Source organism: Burkholderia pseudomultivorans, from assembly GCF_902499075.1.
GTDB lineage: Bacteria > Pseudomonadota > Gammaproteobacteria > Burkholderiales > Burkholderiaceae > Burkholderia > Burkholderia pseudomultivorans.
In genome coordinates this window covers 14,476-36,689 of sequence record NZ_CABVPP010000024.1, presented here as the reverse complement: position 1 = coordinate 36,689, position 22,214 = coordinate 14,476, and the positions used below count along the sequence as shown (strand labels likewise).

Sequence of the window (22,214 nt, the reverse complement as noted above, 5' to 3'; positions counted from 1 at the left end):
CGGGAGCTGTCGTCATGAACCATCCGAAACACATCGATCCCCGTCTCGATCCGACGCGCACGATCCGCGCCCCGCGCGGCAGCGAGAAAGTCTGCAAGACCTGGCTGGCCGAGGCGGCCTACCGGATGATCCAGAACAACCTCGACCCGGAAGTCGCCGAGCATCCGCACGCGCTGGTCGTGTACGGCGGCATCGGCCGCGCGGCGCGCAACTGGGAATGCTACGACCAGATCCTCGCGTCGCTGAAGGATCTCGAGGAAAACGAAACGCTGCTGATCCAGTCGGGCAAGCCGGTCGGCGTGTTCCGCACGCACAAGGATGCGCCGCGCGTGCTGCTCGCGAACTCGAACCTCGTGCCGCACTGGGCGAACTGGGACCACTTCCACGAGCTCGACCGCAAGGGCCTGATGATGTACGGCCAGATGACGGCCGGCAGCTGGATCTACATCGGCAGCCAGGGCATCGTGCAGGGCACCTACGAAACCTTCTTCTCGGTCGCGAACCAGCACTTCAACGGCGATCCGTCGGGCCGCTGGATCCTGACGGGCGGCCTGGGCGGGATGGGCGGCGCGCAGCCGCTGGCCGCGACGATGGCGGGCTTCTCGATGATCGCGGTCGAATGCGACGAGACGCGCATCGACTTCCGCCTGAAGACGCGCTACGTCGACAAGAAGGCGACGACGCTCGACGAAGCGCTCGGCATGATCGAGGAAGCGAAGCGCACCGGCAAGCCAGTGTCGGTCGGCCTGCTCGGCAACGCGGCCGACGTGTTCGCGGAGCTCGTCCAGCGCGGCGTCACGCCGGACTGCGTGACCGACCAGACCAGCGCGCACGACCCGATCAACGGCTACCTGCCGCAGGGCTGGACCGTCGCGCAATGGCGCGAAGCGCAGAAGGTCGATCCGCAAAGCATCGTGAAGGTCGCGAAGCAGTCGATGGCCGCCCAGGTGCGCGCGATGCTGACGCTGCAGGAACGCGGCGCGGCGACGCTCGACTACGGCAACAACATCCGCCAGATGGCGCTGGAAATGGGTGTCGAGAACGCGTTCGACTTCCCGGGCTTCGTGCCGGCGTACATCCGTCCGCTGTTCTGCGAAGGCAAGGGGCCGTTCCGCTGGGTCGCGCTGTCAGGCGATCCGGAAGACATCTACAAGACCGACCAGAAGGTGAAGGAGCTGATCCCCGACGATCCGCACCTGCACAACTGGCTCGACATGGCGCGCGAGCGCATCGCGTTCCAGGGCCTGCCGGCGCGGATCTGCTGGGTCGGCGTGAAGGATCGCTACCGCCTCGGCCAGGCGTTCAACGAGATGGTGAAGAACGGCGAGCTGAAGGCGCCGATCGTGATCGGCCGCGACCACCTCGACACGGGTTCGGTCGCGAGCCCGAACCGCGAGACCGAATCGATGAAGGACGGCTCGGACGCGGTCAGCGACTGGCCGCTGCTCAACGCGCTGCTGAACACGGCAGGCGGCGCATCGTGGGTGTCGCTGCACCACGGCGGCGGCGTCGGCATGGGCTTCTCGCAGCACTCGGGCGTCGTGATCGTCGCCGACGGCACGGCCGACGCGCACGAGCGTCTCGGTCGCGTGCTGCTGAACGACCCGGCGACGGGCGTGATGCGCCATGCGGATGCCGGCTACGAACTCGCGCAGCAGACGGCCCGCGAAGCCGGCCTGAAGCTGCCGATGCTCGGCCGCTGAGCATGACGGCGCTCGACCAGGCGCCCGTGTCCGCCGCGCTGACCCGCGCGGCGGATCTCGTCGCGTCGCCGTGGAAGAACGGCGGCGGCGTGACGCGCGAGATCGCCGCATTTCCGCCCGGCGCCGCGCTCGATGCGTTCGCATGGCGCGTCAGCGTCGCGGACGTCGGCGCGGCCGGGCCGTTCTCGCGCTTCGACGGAATCGACCGCACGCTGGTGCTGCTGTCCGGCGCGGGCATGACGCTCGCGGCGGCCGACGGCGCGCGCCACGTGCTCGATGCGCCGCTCGCGCGCGCGGATTTCGCCGGCGAAACGGCGATCGACGCGACGCTGCACGACGGGCCGACCCGCGACTTCAACCTGATGACGCGCCGTTCGGCCGCGCGCGGCGCGCTCGACGTGTGGCGCGCGGGCGTGCATCGCGTCGAGCGCGCCGATACCGTGCTGCTGTTCTGCGCCGCGGGCGCCGTCGACGTCGCGGTCGCCGGCGCGCGCTACGCACTGGAAGAAATGGACACGCTGCGGCTCGACGGGCTGCAGCGTGCGTTTGACGTCGTCGTGAGCGGTGGCGGTGCGCTGCTGGCCGTATCGCTTGCCGTCGGCGAACGAGACTGAACGCATGAAACCGACTGTCTGGCATCACCTGAGGCTGTGCGCGCACGGCCATCCCGACGAAACGATCGACGATGCGGCGATCGCCGTCGACGAAACCGGCACGATCGTGTGGCTCGGCGCATTCGGCGAGCTGCCGCACGGTTATGCACACTGGCAGCGCGAGGATCTGCACGGCGCGTGGGTGACGCCGGGCCTCGTCGACTGCCATACGCACCTCGTCTACGGCGGCACGCGCGCCGACGAATTCGCGCAGCGCCTCGCGGGCGTCAGCTACGAGGAAATCGCGCGGCAGGGCGGCGGGATCGTGTCGACGGTGCGCGCGACGCGCGCGGCCGACGAGACCACGCTGTTCGTGCAGGCCGCCGCGCGGTTGCAGCCGCTGCTCGCCGAAGGCGTGACCGCGATCGAGATCAAGTCGGGCTACGGGCTCGATCTCGCGAGCGAGCGCAAGATGCTGCGCGTCGCGCGCCAGCTCGGCGAGCGCTTCCCGGTGTCGGTCTACACGACCTTCCTCGGTGCGCATGCGCTGCCGCCCGAATACGCGGGCCGCGCGGATGCGTACATCGACGAAGTGTGCGACCGGATGCTGCCGGCGCTGGCCGGCGAAGGCCTCGTCGACGCGGTCGACGTGTTCTGCGAGCGCATCGGCTTTTCGCTCGCGCAGACCGAGCGCGTGTTCGAGGCCGCGACGCGCCGCGGGCTGCCCGTGAAGCTGCACGCGGAGCAGTTGTCGAACGCGGGCGGCACTGCGCTGGCCGCGCGTTATCGCGCGCTGTCCGCCGACCACCTCGAATTTCTCGACGAAGCCGGCATCGAGGCGATGAAGGCGGCCGGCACGGTCGCCGTGCTGCTGCCCGGTGCGTACTACTTCATCCGCGAAACGCAATTGCCGCCGATCGAACTGCTGCGCAAGCACGGCGTGCCGATCGCGCTCGCGACCGATCACAACCCGGGCACGTCGCCGCTCGAATCGCTGCTGCTGACGATGAATCTCGCGTGCACGCTGTTCCGCATGACGGTGCCCGAGGTGCTGCAGGGCGTCACGCGCCATGCGGCCGCGGCGCTCGGCCGGGCGGATGCTCATGGCGCGCTCGAGGTCGGTCGTCGTGCCGACTTCGCGGTGTGGTCGGCCGGTTCGCTGTCGGAGCTGGCTTACTGGATCGGCCGGCCGCTGTGCGAGCAGGTCGTGCGCGGCGGGACGACGGTGTTTCGTCGCGTGAATTGACGGTTTTGCATGGGGTCGGACTAAGCGCTAAAGCGCCAAGTCCACCCGACAGCTTTGCATGGGGGTGGACTAAGCGCTAAAGCGCCAAGTCCGCCCGACAAAGGACTCACGATGACCGATTCGATATTGTTTGCGGACCATGCGTATCTGCCCGACGGCTGGCGCCGCAACGTGCTGCTGCGCTGGGACGCGAACGGCACGCTGACCGACGTGACGCCCGACACCGACGCGCCGGCAGGTGTCGCGCACGCAGCCGGGCCCGTGCTGCCGGGCATGCCGAACCTGCACTCGCATGCGTTCCAGCGCGCGATGGCGGGCCTTACCGAATACCGCGCGAATCCGGCCGACAGCTTCTGGAGCTGGCGCGACCTGATGTACCGCTTCGCGCTGAAGATCACGCCCGATGCGCTCGCGGCGATCGCGCGCTGGCTGTACGTCGAGATGCTCAAGTGCGGCTACACGTCGGTGTGCGAATTCCACTACGTGCATCACGCGCAGGACGGCTCCCGCTATCCGCAGCTCGCGGAGCTCGGCACGCGCGTCGTCGGCGCTGCGCGCTCGGCCGGCATCGGCATCACGATGCTGCCGGTGTCGTACCAGTTCGCCGGCTTCGGCAACAAGCCGCCGCGCGACGACCAGCGCCGCTTCATCAACACGCCCGACGGCCTGCTCGAACTGCTCGACGCGATGCGCCGTGCCGCGCCCGAGCATGGCGGGCTGCGCTACGGCGTCGCGCCGCACTCGCTGCGCGCGGTGTCCGAAAACGGCCTGCGCGTGCTGCTCGACGGACTGCCCGACGACGCGCCCGTGCATATCCATATCGCCGAGCAGACGGCCGAGGTCGACGACTGCGTGCGCGCGTACGGCGCACGCCCCGTGCAGTGGCTGCTCGACCGCTTCGACGTCGATGCGCGCTGGTGCCTCGTGCATGCGACGCACATCGACGCGGCCGAGACGCAGGCGCTCGCGAAGCGTCGCGCGGTGGCCGGCCTGTGCCTGACGACCGAGGCGAATCTCGGCGACGGCGTGTTTCCGGCCGTCGACTATCTCGCGCACGGCGGCGTGATCGGCGTCGGCTCCGACAGCCACGCATCGGTCGACTGGCGCGCGGAACTGCGCCTGCTCGAATACGGGCAGCGGCTCGTGCACCGCGCGCGCAACGTGCTCGCGAGCGAGACGCAGGCCCGCGTCGCGGATCGTCTGTTCGATGCGTCGCTCGCGGGCGGCGCGCAGGCGAGCGGGCGGCGCATCGGCGCGCTGCGCGAAGGCTGCCGCGCCGACTGGCTGGTGCTCGACCCCGACCACCCGGCGATCGCCGAACACGACAGCGCGGCCTGGCTGTCGGGCGCGGTATTCGCCGAGCACGGCGACACGCCGGTGCTCGACGTCTATACGGGCGGCGAGCGCGTCGTGAGCGGCCGCCGCCATCGCGACGAAGCCGCCGCGTATGCCGACTACCGCGCCGCGCTGGCGCAACTGCTGCGCTGACGCGCGATAACCGGCGCACGCCGCATGCGTGCGCCGCTCGACTTCTACGGTGATGCGACATGACTGAACAACCGGCTGTATTCACGCTGAAGCAGGGCACGCTGCCGCTGCTGATCTCGATTCCGCATGCAGGCACCTACATCCCCGACGACATCGCCGCGACGATGACGCCCGACGCGCGCTTCGTCGACGACTGCGACTGGCACCTCGAACGCCTGTACGGGTTCGCGGCGACGCTCGGCGCGTCGATCCTCGTGCCGTCGCACGCGCGCTACGTCGTCGACCTGAACCGTCCGCCCGACAACGAGAACCTGTACCCGGGGCAGGACACGACGGGCCTCGTGCCGGTCGACACGTTCGACAAGGCGCCGCTGTATCCGGCCGGCGCGCTGCCCGGCAACGACGAAATCATGCGCCGCCGCGATCGTTACTGGCTGCCGTATCACGGCGCGCTGCAACGCGAAATCGAGCGGTTGAAGCGCGAGCACGGCCGCGTGCTCGTGTGGGAAGCGCACTCGATCCGCTCGCATGTGCCGCGCTTCTTCGAAGGCCGCCTGCCGGACTTCAACTTCGGCACGTCGAGCGGCGCGAGCGCCGCGCCCGGCCTGGCCGAAGCGCTCGCCGCGCGCGTGCTCGAACACGGCGGCTACACGGCCGTCGCGAACGGGCGCTTCAAGGGCGGCTACATCACGCGTCACTACGGCGTGCCCGCCACCGGCGTGCAGGCCGTGCAGCTCGAACTGTCGCAGATCACCTACATGGAAGAAACGCGCCCGTACGCGTACGACGAAGCGCGCGCGGCACAGGTCGCGCCGCTGCTGCAGACGCTCGTCGAAACCGCGCTCGCGCATCGCTGAGCATCGCGCCGCCCCGTTGCGGCGGTGCGGCGAAACGGAGCGGGGCGGCCTGCGCCGCTTCGCGCATGCGCGACCGCAACGCACAAAAACGGCATCGATTCGTCCGGATCGACGCCGTTTTTTTCGTCTGGCCGGAGTCGCGATCGGTACCTGAAAATTTGACGCAATTTTTAGGTGATATAAGCTGAATGTCAGGGAGTCGTCACATACGCATCGGCGGGGCGGGCATCCGGGACACCGAACCGCGCCGCGCCGGGGCGCCGTGATGTCTAGCCGACGTGCCGCGCGCCGTATCCGCTTGACCGCGACACGTGTCCTGCCTTCATCAGTCAGTCGAGTACGATCGTGAAAGCCGCCAGCCCATCGATACGCCGGACCCGAAGTCCGTCGGCGGGCGCGCCGCATCAGGCCGGGACGAACCGGCATGCTGATCGCGGCACGCGTGCCGCCCGTTTGCGCGAGCCTCGTTTTTTCATTGCCTCTCCTCGCGGCCTGCGCCGCTTCAACCTCGTGACCGTGCACGTATTCAGCGCGGTGCAGTGCGACGGCAGCGCTTCGTTGTTGCCCTAGCGTCCGTTTCCGCTTCCACACCGGCCCGCATCGCCTGCCGCCGCACCGCTTGGGCGGCCGGATCGTCCGTGGGTGCGCGACGCAGCGCGTCATGCGCATGCCGGCACGGCGCGGGCTTTGTTCGTCCAGCGCGCGGCCGCGCGTCGCGCCGTCACCGGAGACGCGATCATGCGGGCGCGCCCGATCGTAGCCGTCACCGCCGACCGCATCATGCGCGGTGCCCACCCGAACCATACGGCCGGCGAGAAATACCTCGCCGCGCTGATTGACGGCGCGGGCGTGCTCGCGTTCGTCTTGCCCGCGCTCGGCGCGCGGCAGCCGGCCGCCGCGATCGCCGCATCGATCGACGGGCTGCTGCTGACCGGCAGCTATTCGAACGTCGAGCCGCATCACTATGGCGGCGAGACCAGCGCGCCCGACACGCTGCACGATCCCGCGCGCGACGCGACCGCGCTGCCGCTGATCCGCGCGGCGATCGACGCGGGCGTGCCGGTGCTCGCGATCTGCCGCGGCATGCAGGAGCTGAACGTCGCCTACGGCGGCACGCTGCATCAGCGGTTGCATGCGACCGCGGGCTTCGACGATCACCGCGAGCGACTGGACGATCCGCTCGAGCGGCAGTACGGCCCCGCGCACGTCGTGCAGTTCGCGGCCGACGGGCTGCTGCAGCGGATCGCGCACGGCGCGCGCGAAGCGACAGTCAATTCGCTGCACGACCAGGGCATTGCGCGCGTCGGTGCGGGGCTCGCCGTCGAGGCGAGCGCGCCCGACGGGCTGGTCGAGGCCGTCAGCGTGCGCGGCGCGCGCGCATTCGCGCTGGGCGTGCAGTGGCATCCCGAGTGGCGCTACGCGGAACAGCCGCTGTCGCGCGCCATCTTCGCGGCATTCGGCGCGGCGTGCCGCGCACGCATGACGCATCGCATTCATGCGGCCGGCGGCGAGTCGCCGCTGCCGTCCGCATCCGACGTCGACTGAAAGAGGCCGATCATGCAACCCGAACTGAGCGAATTCCTGCGTCAGCATCGCATCACCGAGGTCGAGGCGATCATTCCCGACATGGCCGGCATCGCGCGCGGCAAGATCATTCCGCGCAACAAATTCGAATCCGGCGAATCGATGCGATTGCCGCAGGCCGTGATGGTGCAGACCGTCACCGGCGACTATCCGGAAGACGGCACGCTGACCGGCGTCACCGATCCCGACATGGTCTGCGTGCCCGATCCGTCGACGATCTGCCTGATCCCGTGGGCGGTCGACCCGACCGCACAGGTGATCCACGACTGCGTCCATTTCGACGGCTCGCCGGTCGAGATCTCGCCGCGCTACGTGCTGCGCCGCGTGCTCGACCTGTACAAGGCCAAGGGCTGGAAGCCGGTGGTCGCGCCGGAACTCGAGTTCTACCTGGTCGACATGAATGCCGATCCCGACCTGCCGCTGCGTCCGCCGGTCGGCCGCACCGGGCGCGCGGAAACCGGGCGTCAGTCGTATTCGATCGAGGCCGTCAACGAGTTCGATCCGCTGTTCGAGGACATCTACGAGTACTGCGAAATGCAGGGCCTCGACATCGAGACGCTGATCCACGAAGTCGGCGCCGCGCAGATGGAGATCAACTTCGTGCACGGCGACGCGCTGTCGCTGGCCGACCAGGTGTTCCTGTTCAAGCGCACGGTGCGCGAGGCCGCGCTGCGCCACAACATGTATGCGACCTTCATGGCCAAGCCGATGGAAGGCGAGCCGGGCTCCGCGATGCACATCCACCAGAGCCTCGCCGATGCGCGCACCGGCCGCAACCTGTTCGCCGACGAGGACGGCGCGGTTTCGCCGCTGTTCCACAGCTATCTCGCGGGCCTGCAGAAGTACACGCCGGCGCTGATGCCGATCTTTGCGCCGTACATCAACTCGTATCGCCGGCTGTCGCGCTTCATGGCCGCGCCGATCAACGTGCAGTGGGGCTACGACAACCGCACGGTCGGCTTCCGGATCCCGCAGTCGAGCCCGGTCGCGCGGCGCATCGAGAACCGGATTCCGGGCGTCGACTGCAACCCGTACCTCGCGTTCGCGGCGACGCTCGCGGCCGGCTATCTCGGCCTCACGCAACAGCTCGCGCCGACCGAACCGATCGCGTCGGACGGCTACGACCTGCCGTACCAGCTGCCGCGCAATCTCGAGGAGGGCATCTCGCTGATGGCCGCGTGCACGCCGCTGGCCGGCATTCTCGGCGACAAGTTCGTGAAGGCGTACCTGGCGCTGAAGGACACCGAATACGAAGCGTTCTTCCGCGTGATCAGCTCGTGGGAACGCCGCCATCTGCTGCTGCACGTGTAAGCGCGCAACGACCGCAATACGGAGGAAACACATGACGTACCGCAACGAATCTGCCTGGATCCAGCCCGCCGCGCCCGCGGCCCGCACGACGCAAGCCGCGCGCTCGACCGCCGAATACCGCGCGCTCGACGCCGCGCACCACATCCACCCGTTCTCCGACATGGGCGCGCTGAACCGCGCAGGCAGCCGCGTGATCGTGAAGGCCGACGGCGTCTACCTGTGGGACTCGGAAGGCAACAAGATCATCGACGGGATGGCCGGCCTCTGGTGCGTGAACGTCGGCTACGGTCGCAAGGAGCTCGCCGACGCCGCGTATCGCCAACTGCAGGAGCTGCCGTTCTACAACACGTTCTTCAAGACCACGCACCCGCCGGTGATCGAGCTGTCCGCGATGCTCGCGGAAGTCACGCCGGCCGGCTTCAACCACTTCTTCTACTGCAACAGCGGCTCGGAAGGCAACGACACGGTGCTGCGCGTCGTGCACCAGTACTGGCGCGTGCAGGGCAAGCCGCAGAAGAAATACGTGATCTCGCGCAAGAACGGCTATCACGGCTCGACGATCGCCGGCGGCACGCTCGGCGGGATGGGCTACATGCACGAGCAGATGCCGTCGAAGGTCGAGAACATCGTGCATATCGACCAGCCGTATTTCTTCGGCGAAGCGCAGCCGGGCGAGACGCCCGAGGCGTTCGGCCTCGCGCGTGCGCAGCAGCTGGAAGCGAAGATCCTCGAACTCGGCGCGGAGAACGTCGCGGCGTTCATCGGCGAGCCGTTCCAGGGCGCGGGCGGCGTGATCTTCCCGCCGTCGACGTACTGGCCGGAGATCGAGCGGATCTGCCGCAAGTACGACATCCTGCTGGTCGCCGACGAAGTGATCGGCGGGTTCGGGCGCACCGGCGAATGGTTCGCGCACCAGCACTTCGGCTTCGAGCCGGACCTGATCACGATGGCCAAGGGCCTGACGTCGGGCTATATCCCGATGGGCGCGGTCGGCATCCACGAGCGCGTCGCACGGCCGATCATCGACAACGGCGAATTCAACCACGGCCTCACGTACTCGGGGCATCCGGTGGCGGCCGCGGTCGCGGTCGCGAACCTGAAGCTGCTGCGCGACGAAGGGATCGTCGCGCGCGTGAAGCAGGACACCGGACCGTATTTCCAGCGGCGGCTGGCGGAAGCGCTCGGCGATCATCCGATCGTCGGCGAGATTGCCGGGGCGGGGCTGGTCGCGGGCGTGCAGCTCGCGCGCGACCGGCGGCGGCGCACGCGCTTCGATGCAGGCGTCGATATCGGCACGATCTGCCGCGACTTCTGCTTCAACGGCAACCTGATCATGCGCGCAACCGGCGACCGGATGCTGCTGTCGCCGCCGCTGGTGATCGGCACGGAGGAGATCGACGAGATCGTCGACAAGGCGAAGCGCGCGTTCGATGCGACGGCGCAGCGGATCGGCGGCGCGGCGTGACGGGGCGTCGCCCGCCGGCGGCCGCGTCGCCGCGTGCGTCGCGCGGCTACAGATGGGCGAAGCGCTGCTGGTCGAACGCGACGATGCGCGCGACGGAATCGGCGATCGACATCGCGCCGGTCTCGATGACGAGATCGGGCGACACGGGCGCCTCGTATGGATCGGAGATGCCGGTGAACTGACGCGTCTGGCCCGTCATCGCCTTGGCGTAGAGCCGCTTCGGATCGCGCGCGGAGCAGGTCGCGATGTCGGTCTTCAGGTAGATCTCGACGAAGCGTTCGTCGCCGACGATCTCGCGCGCCAGCTGCCGGTCTGCCGCGTACGGCGAGATCAGCGCGACGACGGCCGTGATGCCCTGGCTGTTCAGCAGCTTCGCGATTTCGGCGGTGCGCCGGCAGTTTTCGGCGCGGTCCTCGCGCCTGAAGCCGAGATCGGGCGAGACGCCCGAACGCAGTTCGTCGCCGTCGAGGATGCAGACCGGGATATCGTGTTCGCGCAGATGTGCGGCAACTTCGCGCGACAGCGTGGATTTGCCGGCGCCGCTCAGGCCGGTCAACCACAGCGTATGTGAGTTGGACGTTGTCATGGGTAGTCGGAACGGTGCGAACCGGACACGCGATGCGTGTTCCGGGCCATCCGTCCTGTTCGTATTGACTGGGAGCCGGCGCCGCCTCGGTCGGCCGTTGTTTGTGCGTCGATTCTAGTCAGCCGATATCGGCGCGATGTTACGAAATCGTTACCGGCTATTACGGCGATGGGCCGCGATGTCGCGAATGCGCGTGCGATTGTCGATCGAAGGGAAGGGGCACGGAAATGAAAAAGGCCCGCGTCGTGAGACGCAGGCCTTCGAATTCTTTGGTGGGCGGTACTGGGATCGAACCAGTGACCCCTGCCGTGTGAAGGCAGTGCTCTACCGCTGAGCTAACCGCCCAAAGAAGCTGAAATTATGTCAGAGCTTTTCGGGTTCGTAAAGTACTTTCTGCAAATTTTTTTCAGGCGCGTGCATGAACCGGTCAGCCGGCCGTCGACGGCTCGACCAGGTCGAGGATCGACCCGTCCCGTTTGAGCGTCGCGAGCACGATGCTCGAGTTGATCGACATCACGCCCGTCGCGCGATGCAGCCGGTTGATCACGAAATCCGAGTAGTGGTCGAGGTCGCGTGCGCGTACCGTCAGCACGTAGTTCGAGCCGCCCGTCACGATCTGCGCGGCGACGACTTCCGGCCACTGCCGGATCGCCTCCACGAACGTGTCGTGCCATTCGGGCACGTCGGGCCGCATCGACACATGCACGAGCGCCTCGAACGCGACGCCGACCTTCTTCGGCTCGATCATGCAGCGGTAGCCGGAAATCGCGCCGCGTTCCTCGAGCAGCTTCACGCGCCGCAGGCACGCGGACGGCGACAGCGCGACCGCGTTCGCGAGGTCCTGATTGCTGATGCGGCCGTCGCGCTCGAGCTGTCGCAGGATCCGCATATCGGTTCGGTCCAGAGCCATTTCGCAGAATCCGATAAAAATTGAGATGGAAGCCGCAGACTCTACTGCAAACGGCCGGATTCGTCATCGAAAAGTGAAGCTCATTCTATTTCGTCCTCGATAACATGCGCCCCATGCCTCGACCGCACGGCCCGTCGCCGGCCGTGCCGCCGCCTTCAACCTTCACGTCATCTTCGCCATGTACGAACACATTCCCGCCTATCCGGGCGATCCGATCCTGTCGCTGTTCCAGGCGTTCCAGCAGGACGCGCATCCGCACAAGGTCAACCTCAGCATCGGCCTGTACTACGACGACGCGGGCCGCATTCCGGTGCTCGACAGCACGCGCATCGCGGCCGAGCGGCTGCGCGAGGCCGCCGCGCCGCACACCTATCTGCCGATGGAAGGGCAGGCCGCGTATCGGCAGGGCGTGCAGCGCCTCGTGTTCGGCGCCGACTGCGCCGCGCTCGCGCAAGGGCGCATCGCGACGCTGCAGACGCTCGGCGGCTCGGGCGCGATCCGGCTCGGCGCGGAGTTCGTGAAGCGCTACTTCCCCGACAGCGCGGTGTGGATCAGCGACCCGACCTGGGACAACCATCGCGTGATCCTGTCGGCGGCGGGCCTCGACGTGCATACGTATCCGTACTACGACGAAGCGCGCAACGCGCTGCGCGTCGACGCGATGCTCGCGACGCTCGATGCGCTGCCCGCCCGCAGCGTCGTGCTGCTGCAGCCGTGCTGCCACAACCCGACCGGCCTCGACCTCGACCGCGACGCATGGCGCGCGGTGATCGACGTGCTCGCGCGGCGCGGACTGATCCCGTTCCTCGACATGGCGTACCAGGGTTTCGGCGACGGCCTTGCCGACGACGCTTGGGCCGTGCGCGCCATCGTCGACGCAGGGCTGCCGGCGATCGTCGGCAATTCGTTCTCGAAGAATTTTTCGCTGTACGGCGAGCGCGTCGGCGGGCTGTCGGTGGTCTGCGCGAGCGCAGGCGAGGCCGCGACCGTGCTGAGCCAGTTGCAGGCCGGCGTGCGCCGCACCTATTCGAGCCCGCCGCTGTTCGGCGCACAGCTCGTGTCGACGGTGCTGAACGACGACGCGCTGCGCGCGCGCTGGGAAGACGAGGTCGCGCAGGTGCGCACGCGCATCAAGCGCATGCGCGGCGCGCTGAAGGAACGGCTCGACGCGCGCCTGTCCGGCCGCTCGTTCGATGCGCTCGTCACGCAGCGCGGGATGTTCAGCTACACGGGCATCGCGGCGGCGGACGTCGATCGCCTGCGCGCGTCGCACGGCGTCTATCTGCTGCGCTCGGGACGCATGTGCATCGCGGGCCTGAACGACGCGAACGTCGACCACGTCGCTGCCGCGATCGGCGACGTGCTCGGCAGCCCGGCGCGCCGGGCCGCCTGAGCGCCCCGTTACCGATTCGAAGGAGGAGACACGATGGCAGAAACGATTCCGGTCGACTTGCCGCCGCTCGCGCAGCCGTTCTCGTGGGCGACCCGCGCGGCCGGGCTGATGTTTACCGGTCACGGGCCGGTCGATGCGTCCGGTGCGATCGTCGGCGCCACGATGGCGGAGCAGGCGCGCATCACGCTCGCGAATCTCGCGAAGGCGGTCGCGGCGGCGGGCGCGACGATGGACGATGTCGCGCAGGTGCTCGTGTACCTGTCCGACGTGCAGGCGATGCCCGAATTCGATGCCGAATACCGGCGTCATTTCCGCGCGCCTTATCCGAACCGCACGTGCGTCGGCGTGCAGGGCTTCGCGCATCCGGCGATGCGCGTCGAACTCGTCGCATACGTCGCGCTGCCGACGGTACGAACCTAGCAGGAAAGCCGCCTGCGGGCGGCTTGCATCACCCCACCACAATCATCAGAACAGGCCTGGAGGAGAACATGAGGAGAATCCGTCGATTCGTAGTCCCGATGACGGCAGGCATGCTCGTCGCCGGCGGCGCGATCGCGCAGAGCAGCGTGACGCTGTACGGGATCGTCGACCAGAGCATCCGCTACACGACGCATGCGGATGCGTCGAACGACGCGAGCGTGCAGATGACCAACGGCGCGATCACCAACAGCCGCTGGGGCCTGAAGGGCAGCGAGGCGCTCGGCGGCGGGCTGAAGGCGATCTTCCAGCTCGAAAGCGGCTTCGAACCGCAGAACGGGCAGCTCGACGGCGCGCTGTTCGGCCGCTACGCGTATGTCGGTCTGGCGAGCGGCTGGGGCACGGTGAAGCTCGGCCGGCAGGCGACCGAGGCGTTCAACCTGTTCGGCGACCTCGATCCGCTGACGGTCGGCAACTACACAGCGAACATGTGGCCGTACTTTCTCACGCAAGGGCGCGCGAGTAACGCGGTCAGCTACGACGGCACCTTCGGCGGACTGAACGTCGGCGCGAGCTACGGCTTCGGCGGCGTCGCGGGCAGCCTCGGCGCGAATGCGTACTGGGGCGCGCACGCGTCGTATACGCGGGGCGGACTGATGGTCGGCGCGACGTACCAGCAGGTGCGCGACCTGAACAGTCGCGCGCAGCAGGCGTGGGGCGCGGGCGCGCGCTACGCGTTCGGCGCGGCGACGCTGTATGCGGGCTATCTCGGCGGCATCGATCGTTCGGGCGTGCTCGACCAGCAACTGCTGAATGCGCCGGAGCGCGACGTGACCTACGGTTCGTTCGCCGACAACCCGCGCCGCGACGCGATCTTCTACACCGGCGCGAGCGTGAAGCTCACACCGGCGGTGTCGGTGACGGGCGTCGCGTACTACGACGACATCCGCAACGTCAACGGCATCGCCGGTAACGGCGGCAAGCGCTATACGGGCGTGCTCGAGGCGGAATACGCGCTGTCGAAGGCGACGCAGGTCTACGCGACGGTCGACTACAACCGCGTCACCGGCGGCGCGTTCACCGAGATGCCGGGCCGCGGCAACCAGACCGGCGTCGCGGCCGGCCTGCGCCACATGTTCTGAGTGCGCGGCGTGCGTCGCGTCGCGGCAGCCGGAGGGACCGGCGCCGCGCCGCGCGCCGTCGCGGCTTCGACCAGACAATCGCTTTCGAACGAGGTCATTCGATGCAACCAGAAGGGCAATTCCAGCATATCGCGGCGCGCGAGCACGGCCTGCGCCGCACGCTTTCCGCACGGCAGATGGCGATGATCGCGATCGGCGGCGCGATCGGCACCGGCCTGTTTCTCGGCAGCGGCTTCGCGATCGGCTTCGCCGGCCCGAGCGTGCTCGTCAGCTACGCGATCGGCGCGTTCATCTCGCTGCTGCTGATGGGCTGTCTCGCCGAGATGACGGTCGCCCATCCGACGTCCGGTTCGTTCGGCGCGTATGCCGAGCATTACGTGAGCCCGTGGGCGGGCTTCCTGGTGCGCTACGCGTACTGGGCGTGCATCGTGCTCGCGGTCGGCACCGAGGTCACCGCGATCGCGCTGTACATGAAGTACTGGTTTCCGGGCGTGCCGGGCTGGGTATGGATCGTCGGTTTCTCGGCGCTGCTCGTGTTCGTCAACGCGCGCAGCGTCGACGTGTTCGGTGCGGTCGAGTACGGCTTCTCGGTCGTGAAGATCGCGGCGATCGTCGGCTTCATCGCGCTCGGCGCGTATGTCGTGTTTGGCAATCCCGAACTGGTCGGCAGCGGCGCGGCGCGCGCGGGCTTCCATCATTACACCGGTCACGGCGGCTTCTTCCCGAAAGGCATGTGGGGGATGTGGGTGGCGGTGATCGTGTCGATCTTCAGCTACCTGAGCATCGAGATGATCGCGGTCGCGGCTGGCGAGGCGGAGGATCCCGAGCGCGCGGTCACGCGCGCATTCCGCTCGACGATCGTGCGGCTCGTGCTGTTTTATCTCGTCACGCTCGCGCTGATGCTCGCGATCGTGCCGTGGACGACAGCCGGGCGCGACGAGAGCCCGTTCGTCAAGGTGATGGAGGCGATCCACCTGCCGGGCGCCGCGGGGCTGATCAATTTCGTCGTGCTGATCGCCGCCTTGTCGGCGATGAACAGCCAGCTCTACATCACGACGCGGATGATGTTCAGCCTGTCGCGCGCGGGGCACGCGCCGAAGGCGCTCGGCGAGGTGAACGCGCGCGGCGTGCCGTTCGGCGCGCTGATGCTGTCGACGCTCGGCATCGCGCTCGCGACCGTGCTGAGCGTGCTGTATCCGGACGCATCGTTCACGATCATGATGTCGGTGTCGATGTTCGGCGCGCTGTTCACGTGGATGATGATCTTCGTCACGCACTACTGCTTCCGGCGTCGCCGCGCGGCGCTCGGGCTGCCGGCGCCCGCCTTCCGGATGCGCGGCTTTCCGGTGCTGACGCTGCTCGGCGCGGGCCTGATGATCGCGGTGATGGCGACGACGTACTTCACGCCGGAATTCCACATGACGTTGGTCTTCGGCATCCCGTTCCTGGTCGCGTTGTCCGTTGTCTACGCGGTGTGGTATCGCCGCGCGCAGCCCGCGCTGCAGCCGGAGGCGAAGTAGCGGGGCGCCGCAGCCGAGACGCTAGCCCGCCAACGCGGGCAGCGCGTCGATCGACGCGCGCACATACCCGGCGAAGCGCAGCGCGACCGGTTCCGCGCTGCCGCCGCGCTTCAGTTCGAGCGTGCGCGATTCCAGCGACGTATCCTTCAGCGGCCGGAACGCGAGCCGGTCGCTTTTCACCTGCTGCAGCACGCGCGGCACCAGCGCGACGCCCATCCCGAACTCGATCATCGACAGGATCGTCTGCCACAGCCGCGCCTCGTGGCGGATCACGGGGCTGAATCCCGCGTTCACGCACTGCGCGATGATCAGGTCGTGATAGTGCGGCGCCGCGTCGCGCGGAAACAGGATGAACGGCTCCGCCGCCAGCGCGGCGAGCGCGACCTGCCGGCGCCGCGCGAACGGGTGCGCGGCCGGCAGGCAGCAGACGAACGGTTCCGCATAGACGGGCGTCGACTCGACCTCGGGCGGAAAGTGGCCCCAGTGCGCGTAGCCGAGATCGATCTGGCCGCGCTGGACGGCCTGCACCTGCGCGTGCGTGTTCATCTCGCTCAGCACGACCTCGACGCCCGGATAGTCGGCTTCGAAGCGCCGCACCGCGTCGGGCAGCCCGCGATACAGCATCGAATGGACGAAGCCGATCCGCAGCCGGCCTGCGAGGCCCGACGCGGAGCGCACCGTCAGGCGCTCGGCCTCGGCCGCCTGCAGCAACAGCCGGCGCGCTTCGCCGAGCAGCACCTCGCCAGCATTGGTCAGCGCGACCGCCTTGTTGGTGCGCGAGAACAGCTGCACGCCGAGCGCATCCTCGAACTTGCGGATGTCGAAGCTCAGCGCCGGCTGCGAGATGAACAGGCGCTTGGCCGCGCGCCCGAAATGCAGTTCTTCGGCGACCGCCACGAAGTAGCGCAACTGCCTCAGTTCCATGGTGTCTCCTCCCGGCCCCGGCATCGATAAGTGCCGTCTATCGTACCGGATAAATCCTGTATTGGACGCTTATCGATCGCACGCCTACGCTGTCCGGAAAGCCTGACAGAGCGCCGGCGCGGGGCAGCAGCCACGCGGCCGGCCGATACCGGAGACGCATGCATGAACGACACCGCTCGACCGCCGGCCGCCGGCGCATCCAATATCCCCGACAGCCGGGGCGTCAATTTCTTCACCGCCGATCCCGATCTCGGCGCGTTGCTGAAGCTGCACCTCGGCGACGCGCAATACGCCGAACTCGAACCGCAACTGCATGCGCTCGGCGCGCGCGTGTCGGACGAGCTCGACGCATGGGCGTCGCGCGCGGACAAGCATCCGCCCGTGCTCGAACATCGCAACCGGCGCGGCGAGGCCGTGCAGCGCATCGACAAGGATCCCGCCTATGTCGCGCTCGAACGCGTCGCGTATTCGGAGCTCGGGCTCGCGGCGCTGAGCCACCAGTCCGACGCGGTGCCGCCGCTCGTCAAGTACGCGCTGACCTTCCTGTTCGTGCAGGCCGAATTCGGGCTGTGCTGCCCGGTCAGCATGACCGATTCGCTGACGCGCACGCTGCGCCGCTTCGGCGATCCCGATCTCGTCGCGCACTATCTGCCGAAGCTCGCGTCGCGCGACTTCGACACGCTGTACCAGGGCGCGATGTTCATGACCGAGCAGGCGGCCGGCTCCGACGTCGGCCGGATCGGCACGCGCGCGGCGCGCGACACCGACGCGCAGGGCAACGCGGTGTGGCGCCTGTACGGCGACAAGTGGTTCTGCTCGAACGCGGACGCCGATCTCGCGATGGTGCTCGCGCGTCCCGACGGCGCGCCGGACGGCATCAAGGGCCTCGCGCTGTTCCTGCTGCCGAAGACGCTGCCGGACGGCACGCGCAACCGCTACCGGATCGTGCGCCTGAAGGACAAGCTCGGCAGCCGCTCGATGGCGAGCGGCGAGATTGCGCTCGAAGGCGCGCAGGCCTACCTGATCGGCGAGATCGGCCGCGGCTTTCACCAGATGGCCGACATGATCAACATGTCGCGGCTGTCGAACGGCGTGCGCGCGGCGGGGCTGATGCGGCGCGCGCTGAACGAGGCGCTGCATGTCGCCGCGCACCGCGACGCATTCGGCCGCAAGCTGATCGAGATGCCGCTGATGCAGCGCCAGCTGATCAAGATGCTGCTGCCCGCCGAGGCCGCGCGCGCGATGTTCATGCAGATCGCGCTGCTGCTGCCGCAGGCCGACGCGGGCGATCTTCAGGCCGCGCGCTGCGTGCGCATCCTGACGCCGCTGATCAAGTTCCGCGCGTGCCGCGACGCACGCCGCGTGACGGGCGACGCGATGGAAGTGCGCGGCGGCACCGGCTATATCGAGGAATGGAGCGACGCGCGGCTGGTGCGCGATGCGCATCTCGGCTCGATCTGGGAAGGCACCAGCAACATCGTCGCGCTCGACGTCGCGCGCGCCGCACAGCGCGAGCAGGCGCTCGATGCGCTGCGCGCGTTCCTCGGCGACCGGCTCGGCGCGGCGCCGCTGCCCGACGCAAGCCGCGCGGCGCTGCGGCGCGTCCTGGCGCGGGCGTGCGACGGGCTCGCACGGGTCGCCTCGGCAGGCGACGACGCGTGCGTGCGGCAGGCCGCGTCCGCGCTGTACTACGCGAGCGCGGCCGTGCTGATGGCGTGCGAAGGCGCGCAGCTCGCGCCGGACTTCCGCCGCCTCGCGCTTGCGCACCTGCTCGTACGCTACAAGCTGCTGCCGGTCGATCCGCTCGCGCCGGCCTCGCACGACGACGAATCGGCGGCGATCGGCGCACTGCTGCGCGGCGCGCCCGTGCCGCTCGACATGGCGCTCGACCTGCTGCCGGAGGTGATGCGATGAGCGCGTCGCGCGGTGCGCTGGACGGCCTGAAGGTCGTCGACCTGAGCCGCGTGCTCGGCGGCCCATATTGCACGCAGGCGCTCGCCGATCACGGTGCGACGGTGATCAAGGTCGAGCCGCCGGCCGGCGACGAGACGCGCGGCTGGGGGCCGCCGTTCGTCGGCGAGACGGCCTGGTACTTCATGGGCGTGAACCGCAACAAGGAAGGGCTCGCGCTCGACCTGTCGCGCGACGAAGGGCGCGCGATCCTGTGGCGCCTGCTCGAGGACGCCGACGTGCTCGTCGAGAACTTCAAGCCCGGCACGCTCGCGCGCTGGGGGATGGACTACGCGCGCGACCTGCAGCCGCGCTTCCCGCGCCTGATCCACTGCGCGGTGACGGGGTTCGGCGACGACGGTCCGCTCGGCGGCCTGCCCGGTTACGACGCGGTGATCCAGGCGATGGCGGGGCTGATGAGCGTGAACGGCGAACGCGACGGCGACGCGACGCGCATCGGCCTGCCGATCGTCGACATGGTCACGGGCCTCAACGCACTCGCTGGCATCCTGCTGGCGCTCGCGGAGCGCGACAAGAGCGGGCGAGGGCAGTCGATCGACATCGCGCTGTACGACTGCGGCGTGTCGCTGCTGCATCCGCACCTGCCGAACTTCTTCGGTTCGGGACGCGTGCCCGAGCGCAGCGGCAATGCGCATCCGAACATCGCGCCGTACGACAGCTACCGCACCGCGACTGGGCCGATCTTTCTCGCGGTCGGCAACGACCGGCAGTTCGCGCGGCTCGTCGCGCATCTCGGCGCGCCGGCGCTCGCCGGCGATCCGCGCTTCATCGACAACCGCAGCCGCTGCGCGCACCGGCCCGAGCTGAAGGCCGAACTCGAGGCGCGGCTCGCCGCGCACGCGTGCGAACCGCTCGCGCGCGACCTGATGGCGGCCGGCGTGCCGTGCGGGCCGGTGCGCACGGTGGCCGACGTCGCGTGCGACCCGCATGCGCTGCATCGCAACCTGTTCGTCGAACTCGGCGCGTACCGCGGCACCGCATCGCCGGTGAAGCTGTCGCGCACGCCGGCGACCTACCGTTCGCCGCCGCCGGCGCTCGGCCGCGACACGCGCGCAGTGCTCGATCGCCTCGGCATCGATCCCGAGCGCCAGCAGCAGCTGCTCGACGCCGGCGTGCTGAAGGCGGCGCCCGACCAGGAACCGCCCGGCTGACGGGCCGCCGCCGGCCGGCGGCGCGACACCGGCCAAACGGACAAGGCGCGCGACAGTCGCGCCGCCGACAACGAACATGGAGACATCGATGACCGGTCCGCAAACCCAACCCGCCTCGCCCCCGAAGCCCGGCCGCGCCGCGCTCGCGGCCTTCGTCGGCACGACGATCGAGTGGTACGACTTCTATATCTACGGCACGGCCGCGGCGCTCGTGTTCGGCAAGGTGTTCTTTTCGAGCGCGATGGATCCTGGCGTCGCGACGCTGCTCGCGTTCGTCACGTTCTGGGCCGGCTTCGCCGCGCGGCCGCTCGGCGGCATCGTGTTCGGCCATCTCGGCGACCGCGTCGGCCGCAAGACCGCGCTGGTGATCACGCTGGTGATGATGGGCCTCGCGACGACCGGCATCGGCTTGTTGCCGAGCTACGCGCAGATCGGCGTGTGGGCGCCGGCCGGGCTCGTCGCGCTGCGCGTGCTGCAGGGCATCGCGGTCGGCGGCGAATGGGGCGGCGCGGTGCTGATCGCCAGCGAGAACGCGCCGAAGCGCAAGAGCATTCTCTATGCGGCGTTCGCGCAGCAGGGCTCGCCGACCGGCAACCTGCTCGCGACCGGCGCGTTCTTCGCGCTGAGCGCGATGCCGACGCCCGATTTCCTGATGTGGGGCTGGCGCATTCCGTTCCTGCTGTCGGCGGTGCTCGTGATCGTCGGGATGGTGATCCGGCTGAAGCTCGAGGAGTCGGTCGACATGCAGCGCGTGCTCGCGCGCAAGCGCACCGTGAAGCTGCCGCTGCGCGAAGTCGTGCGCGATCACTGGGTGGTCGTGCTGCTCGCGGCCGGCACGCTGCCGGTGATCAACGTCACGTACTTCCGCAGCACGTTCGCGCTGTCGTGGGCGACCAAGGAGCTCGGCTACGCGCAGGGCACCTTCCTCGGCATCCTGTCGATCTCGCTCGTCGTGCAGTTCCTGATGCAGCCGGTCGGCGCGTGGTTCGTGTCGAAGGTCGACATGCGCCGCGCGATGTGCTGGATCCTGATTCCGGAGATCGTGCTGATGCCGGTGATGTTCCATGCGGTCGGCACCGGCTCGTACTGGACGGCCGTCGCGGGCATGTGCATCTCGACGATTCCGTCGGCGATGTTCTATGGCGCGGTCGGCGGCGTGCTTGCCCGCGTGTTCCCGGCGAACATTCGCTATACGGGGCTGTCGCTCGCGTACCAGCTGAGCGCGCTGGTCGTCGGCGGCGGCACGCCGGTGCTCGCGCAGGCGATCCTCAACGCGACCGGTAGCATCGTCGGCGTCGCGATCGCGTCGGGCGTCTATGCGCTGGTGTCGCTGGTCTGCATGCTCGCGCTGCTGAACCGCACCGGCCATCGCGCGGACGAGCTGTCGACGGCCGAGCGCAGCGACGCGGCCGAGTGGGGCATCGAGAGCGCGTCGGGTGAACCGGAGCAGGCCGGCACGGGCGACAACGGCGACGAGCGCGGCGCGCTGAAGCCGGCCGGGTGAGTCGCCGGTGGCGTCGCGTCGCAATGGACGCGCCAGTGCGTCCGATCGGTCGCGTCGCCCGAAACGAAAACGGCACCGTGCGCAACACGGTGCCGTTTTCGTATGACCGCAGGGCCGGCCGAACGGGGCCGCCCTTGCGACGTGCGTCAGCCTTCCGTCGGCGGCACGTAGCCGGACGCCTGGTCCGCGCCTTCGCCGAAGAAGTATTTCTCGGTCTGCTTCATCAGGTACTGGCGCGCGCGCGGGTCGGCCATGTTCAGGCGGTTCTCGTTGATCAGCATCGTCTGCTGCTTGAGCCAGCCCTGCCACGCTTCTTTCGACACGCTTTCGTAAATGCGCTTGCCGAGTTCGCCCGGCAGCGGCGGGAAATCGAGACCTTCGGCTTCCTTGCCGAGCTTCGCGCATTGAATCATTCGAGCCATCGTGTACTTCTCCTGTAATCGGTCTGG

At 68.8% G+C, this 22,214-nt stretch carries 19 protein-coding genes and 1 tRNA gene; 15 read left to right on the top strand and 5 right to left on the bottom strand.

What is annotated here, in order from left to right:
- The first annotated feature begins 14 nt into the window (after window positions 1–14).
- The 8 genes from hutU to BST28156_RS17380 all read left to right on the top strand — a co-directional run bounded on the left by hutU (window position 15) and on the right by BST28156_RS17380 (window position 10,247).
- On the top strand, window positions 15–1,703 hold the full coding sequence (gene hutU / locus BST28156_RS17415) for a urocanate hydratase (protein WP_060246498.1): 1,689 nt from the start codon (window positions 15–17) through the stop codon (window positions 1,701–1,703).
- A gap of 2 nt (window positions 1,704–1,705) precedes the next feature.
- Entirely contained in the window at window positions 1,706–2,317 is a 612-nt protein-coding gene (locus BST28156_RS17410; protein WP_174902885.1) for a HutD/Ves family protein, read from the top strand.
- A 4-nt stretch (window positions 2,318–2,321) separates the two neighbouring features.
- Window positions 2,322–3,542, top strand: coding sequence for an imidazolonepropionase (gene hutI, locus BST28156_RS17405; RefSeq protein ID WP_174902884.1), 1,221 nt, complete (start codon window positions 2,322–2,324; stop codon window positions 3,540–3,542).
- A gap of 111 nt (window positions 3,543–3,653) precedes the next feature.
- Window positions 3,654–5,030, top strand: a complete 1,377-nt coding sequence (locus BST28156_RS17400; protein ID WP_174902883.1) for a formimidoylglutamate deiminase — start codon at window positions 3,654–3,656, stop codon at window positions 5,028–5,030.
- 59 nt (window positions 5,031–5,089) lie between these two features.
- Window positions 5,090–5,887 carry an N-formylglutamate deformylase gene (hutG, locus tag BST28156_RS17395; RefSeq protein WP_174902882.1) on the top strand — a complete coding sequence of 266 codons (798 nt, stop codon included), beginning with the start codon at window positions 5,090–5,092 and terminating at the stop codon, window positions 5,885–5,887.
- A 738-nt stretch (window positions 5,888–6,625) separates the two neighbouring features.
- Window positions 6,626–7,432, top strand: coding sequence for a gamma-glutamyl-gamma-aminobutyrate hydrolase family protein (locus tag BST28156_RS17390; protein WP_060246550.1), 807 nt, complete (start codon window positions 6,626–6,628; stop codon window positions 7,430–7,432).
- 12 nt (window positions 7,433–7,444) lie between these two features.
- Window positions 7,445–8,782 (top strand): glutamine synthetase family protein, encoded by a 1,338-nt coding sequence (locus BST28156_RS17385; protein ID WP_060246493.1) that lies wholly within the window; start codon window positions 7,445–7,447, stop codon window positions 8,780–8,782.
- Window positions 8,783–8,813: 31 nt separating this feature from the next.
- Entirely contained in the window at window positions 8,814–10,247 is a 1,434-nt protein-coding gene (locus BST28156_RS17380) for an aspartate aminotransferase family protein (RefSeq protein ID WP_174902881.1), read from the top strand.
- Between the two features lie 46 nt (window positions 10,248–10,293).
- Here the strand turns inward: BST28156_RS17380 and cysC are convergent, their stop codons facing one another.
- The 3 genes from cysC to BST28156_RS17365 all read right to left on the bottom strand — a co-directional run bounded on the left by cysC (window position 10,294) and on the right by BST28156_RS17365 (window position 11,743).
- Window positions 10,294–10,833 carry an adenylyl-sulfate kinase gene (cysC, locus tag BST28156_RS17375; protein ID WP_060245316.1) on the bottom strand — a complete coding sequence of 180 codons (540 nt, stop codon included), beginning with the start codon at window positions 10,831–10,833 and terminating at the stop codon, window positions 10,294–10,296.
- Window positions 10,834–11,103: 270 nt separating this feature from the next.
- Window positions 11,104–11,178 (bottom strand) — tRNA-Val (locus BST28156_RS17370).
- A gap of 82 nt (window positions 11,179–11,260) precedes the next feature.
- Entirely contained in the window at window positions 11,261–11,743 is a 483-nt protein-coding gene (locus BST28156_RS17365; RefSeq protein WP_060245315.1) for an Lrp/AsnC family transcriptional regulator, read from the bottom strand.
- A gap of 178 nt (window positions 11,744–11,921) precedes the next feature.
- On the opposite strand from BST28156_RS17365, the gene BST28156_RS17360 reads away from it, so the two are divergent.
- From BST28156_RS17360 to BST28156_RS17345, 4 genes are all read left to right on the top strand, one after another.
- A complete protein-coding gene (locus tag BST28156_RS17360) occupies window positions 11,922–13,136 on the top strand; it encodes an amino acid aminotransferase (RefSeq protein ID WP_174902880.1) in 1,215 nt (404 codons plus the stop codon).
- Between the two features lie 33 nt (window positions 13,137–13,169).
- Window positions 13,170–13,556, top strand: a complete 387-nt coding sequence (locus BST28156_RS17355) for a RidA family protein (RefSeq protein WP_174902879.1) — start codon at window positions 13,170–13,172, stop codon at window positions 13,554–13,556.
- A 68-nt stretch (window positions 13,557–13,624) separates the two neighbouring features.
- Window positions 13,625–14,695: a porin gene (locus tag BST28156_RS17350; RefSeq protein WP_174902878.1), complete on the top strand. Its 1,071-nt coding sequence runs from the start codon at window positions 13,625–13,627 to the stop codon at window positions 14,693–14,695.
- A 101-nt stretch (window positions 14,696–14,796) separates the two neighbouring features.
- Window positions 14,797–16,215, top strand: a complete 1,419-nt coding sequence (locus BST28156_RS17345; protein ID WP_060245311.1) for an amino acid permease — start codon at window positions 14,797–14,799, stop codon at window positions 16,213–16,215.
- Window positions 16,216–16,236: 21 nt separating this feature from the next.
- Here the strand turns inward: BST28156_RS17345 and BST28156_RS17340 are convergent, their stop codons facing one another.
- Entirely contained in the window at window positions 16,237–17,139 is a 903-nt protein-coding gene (locus BST28156_RS17340) for a LysR family transcriptional regulator (protein ID WP_174902877.1), read from the bottom strand.
- Between the two features lie 162 nt (window positions 17,140–17,301).
- Between BST28156_RS17340 and BST28156_RS17335 the strand changes: the two genes are divergently transcribed.
- The 3 genes from BST28156_RS17335 (at window position 17,302) to BST28156_RS17325 (ending at window position 21,765) form a co-directional block, all read left to right on the top strand.
- On the top strand, window positions 17,302–19,053 hold the full coding sequence (locus tag BST28156_RS17335) for an acyl-CoA dehydrogenase family protein (protein ID WP_174902876.1): 1,752 nt from the start codon (window positions 17,302–17,304) through the stop codon (window positions 19,051–19,053).
- Window positions 19,050–20,261: a CaiB/BaiF CoA transferase family protein gene (locus tag BST28156_RS17330; protein ID WP_174902875.1), complete on the top strand. Its 1,212-nt coding sequence runs from the start codon at window positions 19,050–19,052 to the stop codon at window positions 20,259–20,261. Before BST28156_RS17335 ends, BST28156_RS17330 begins: the two co-directional genes overlap by 4 nt.
- Before the next feature lie 88 nt (window positions 20,262–20,349).
- Window positions 20,350–21,765, top strand: a complete 1,416-nt coding sequence (locus BST28156_RS17325; protein WP_174902874.1) for an MFS transporter — start codon at window positions 20,350–20,352, stop codon at window positions 21,763–21,765.
- A gap of 146 nt (window positions 21,766–21,911) precedes the next feature.
- Here the strand turns inward: BST28156_RS17325 and BST28156_RS17320 are convergent, their stop codons facing one another.
- Complete coding sequence (locus BST28156_RS17320; RefSeq protein WP_009692666.1) at window positions 21,912–22,187, bottom strand: oxidative damage protection protein; 276 nt, start codon at window positions 22,185–22,187, stop codon at window positions 21,912–21,914.
- Window positions 22,188–22,214: the final 27 nt, after the last annotated feature.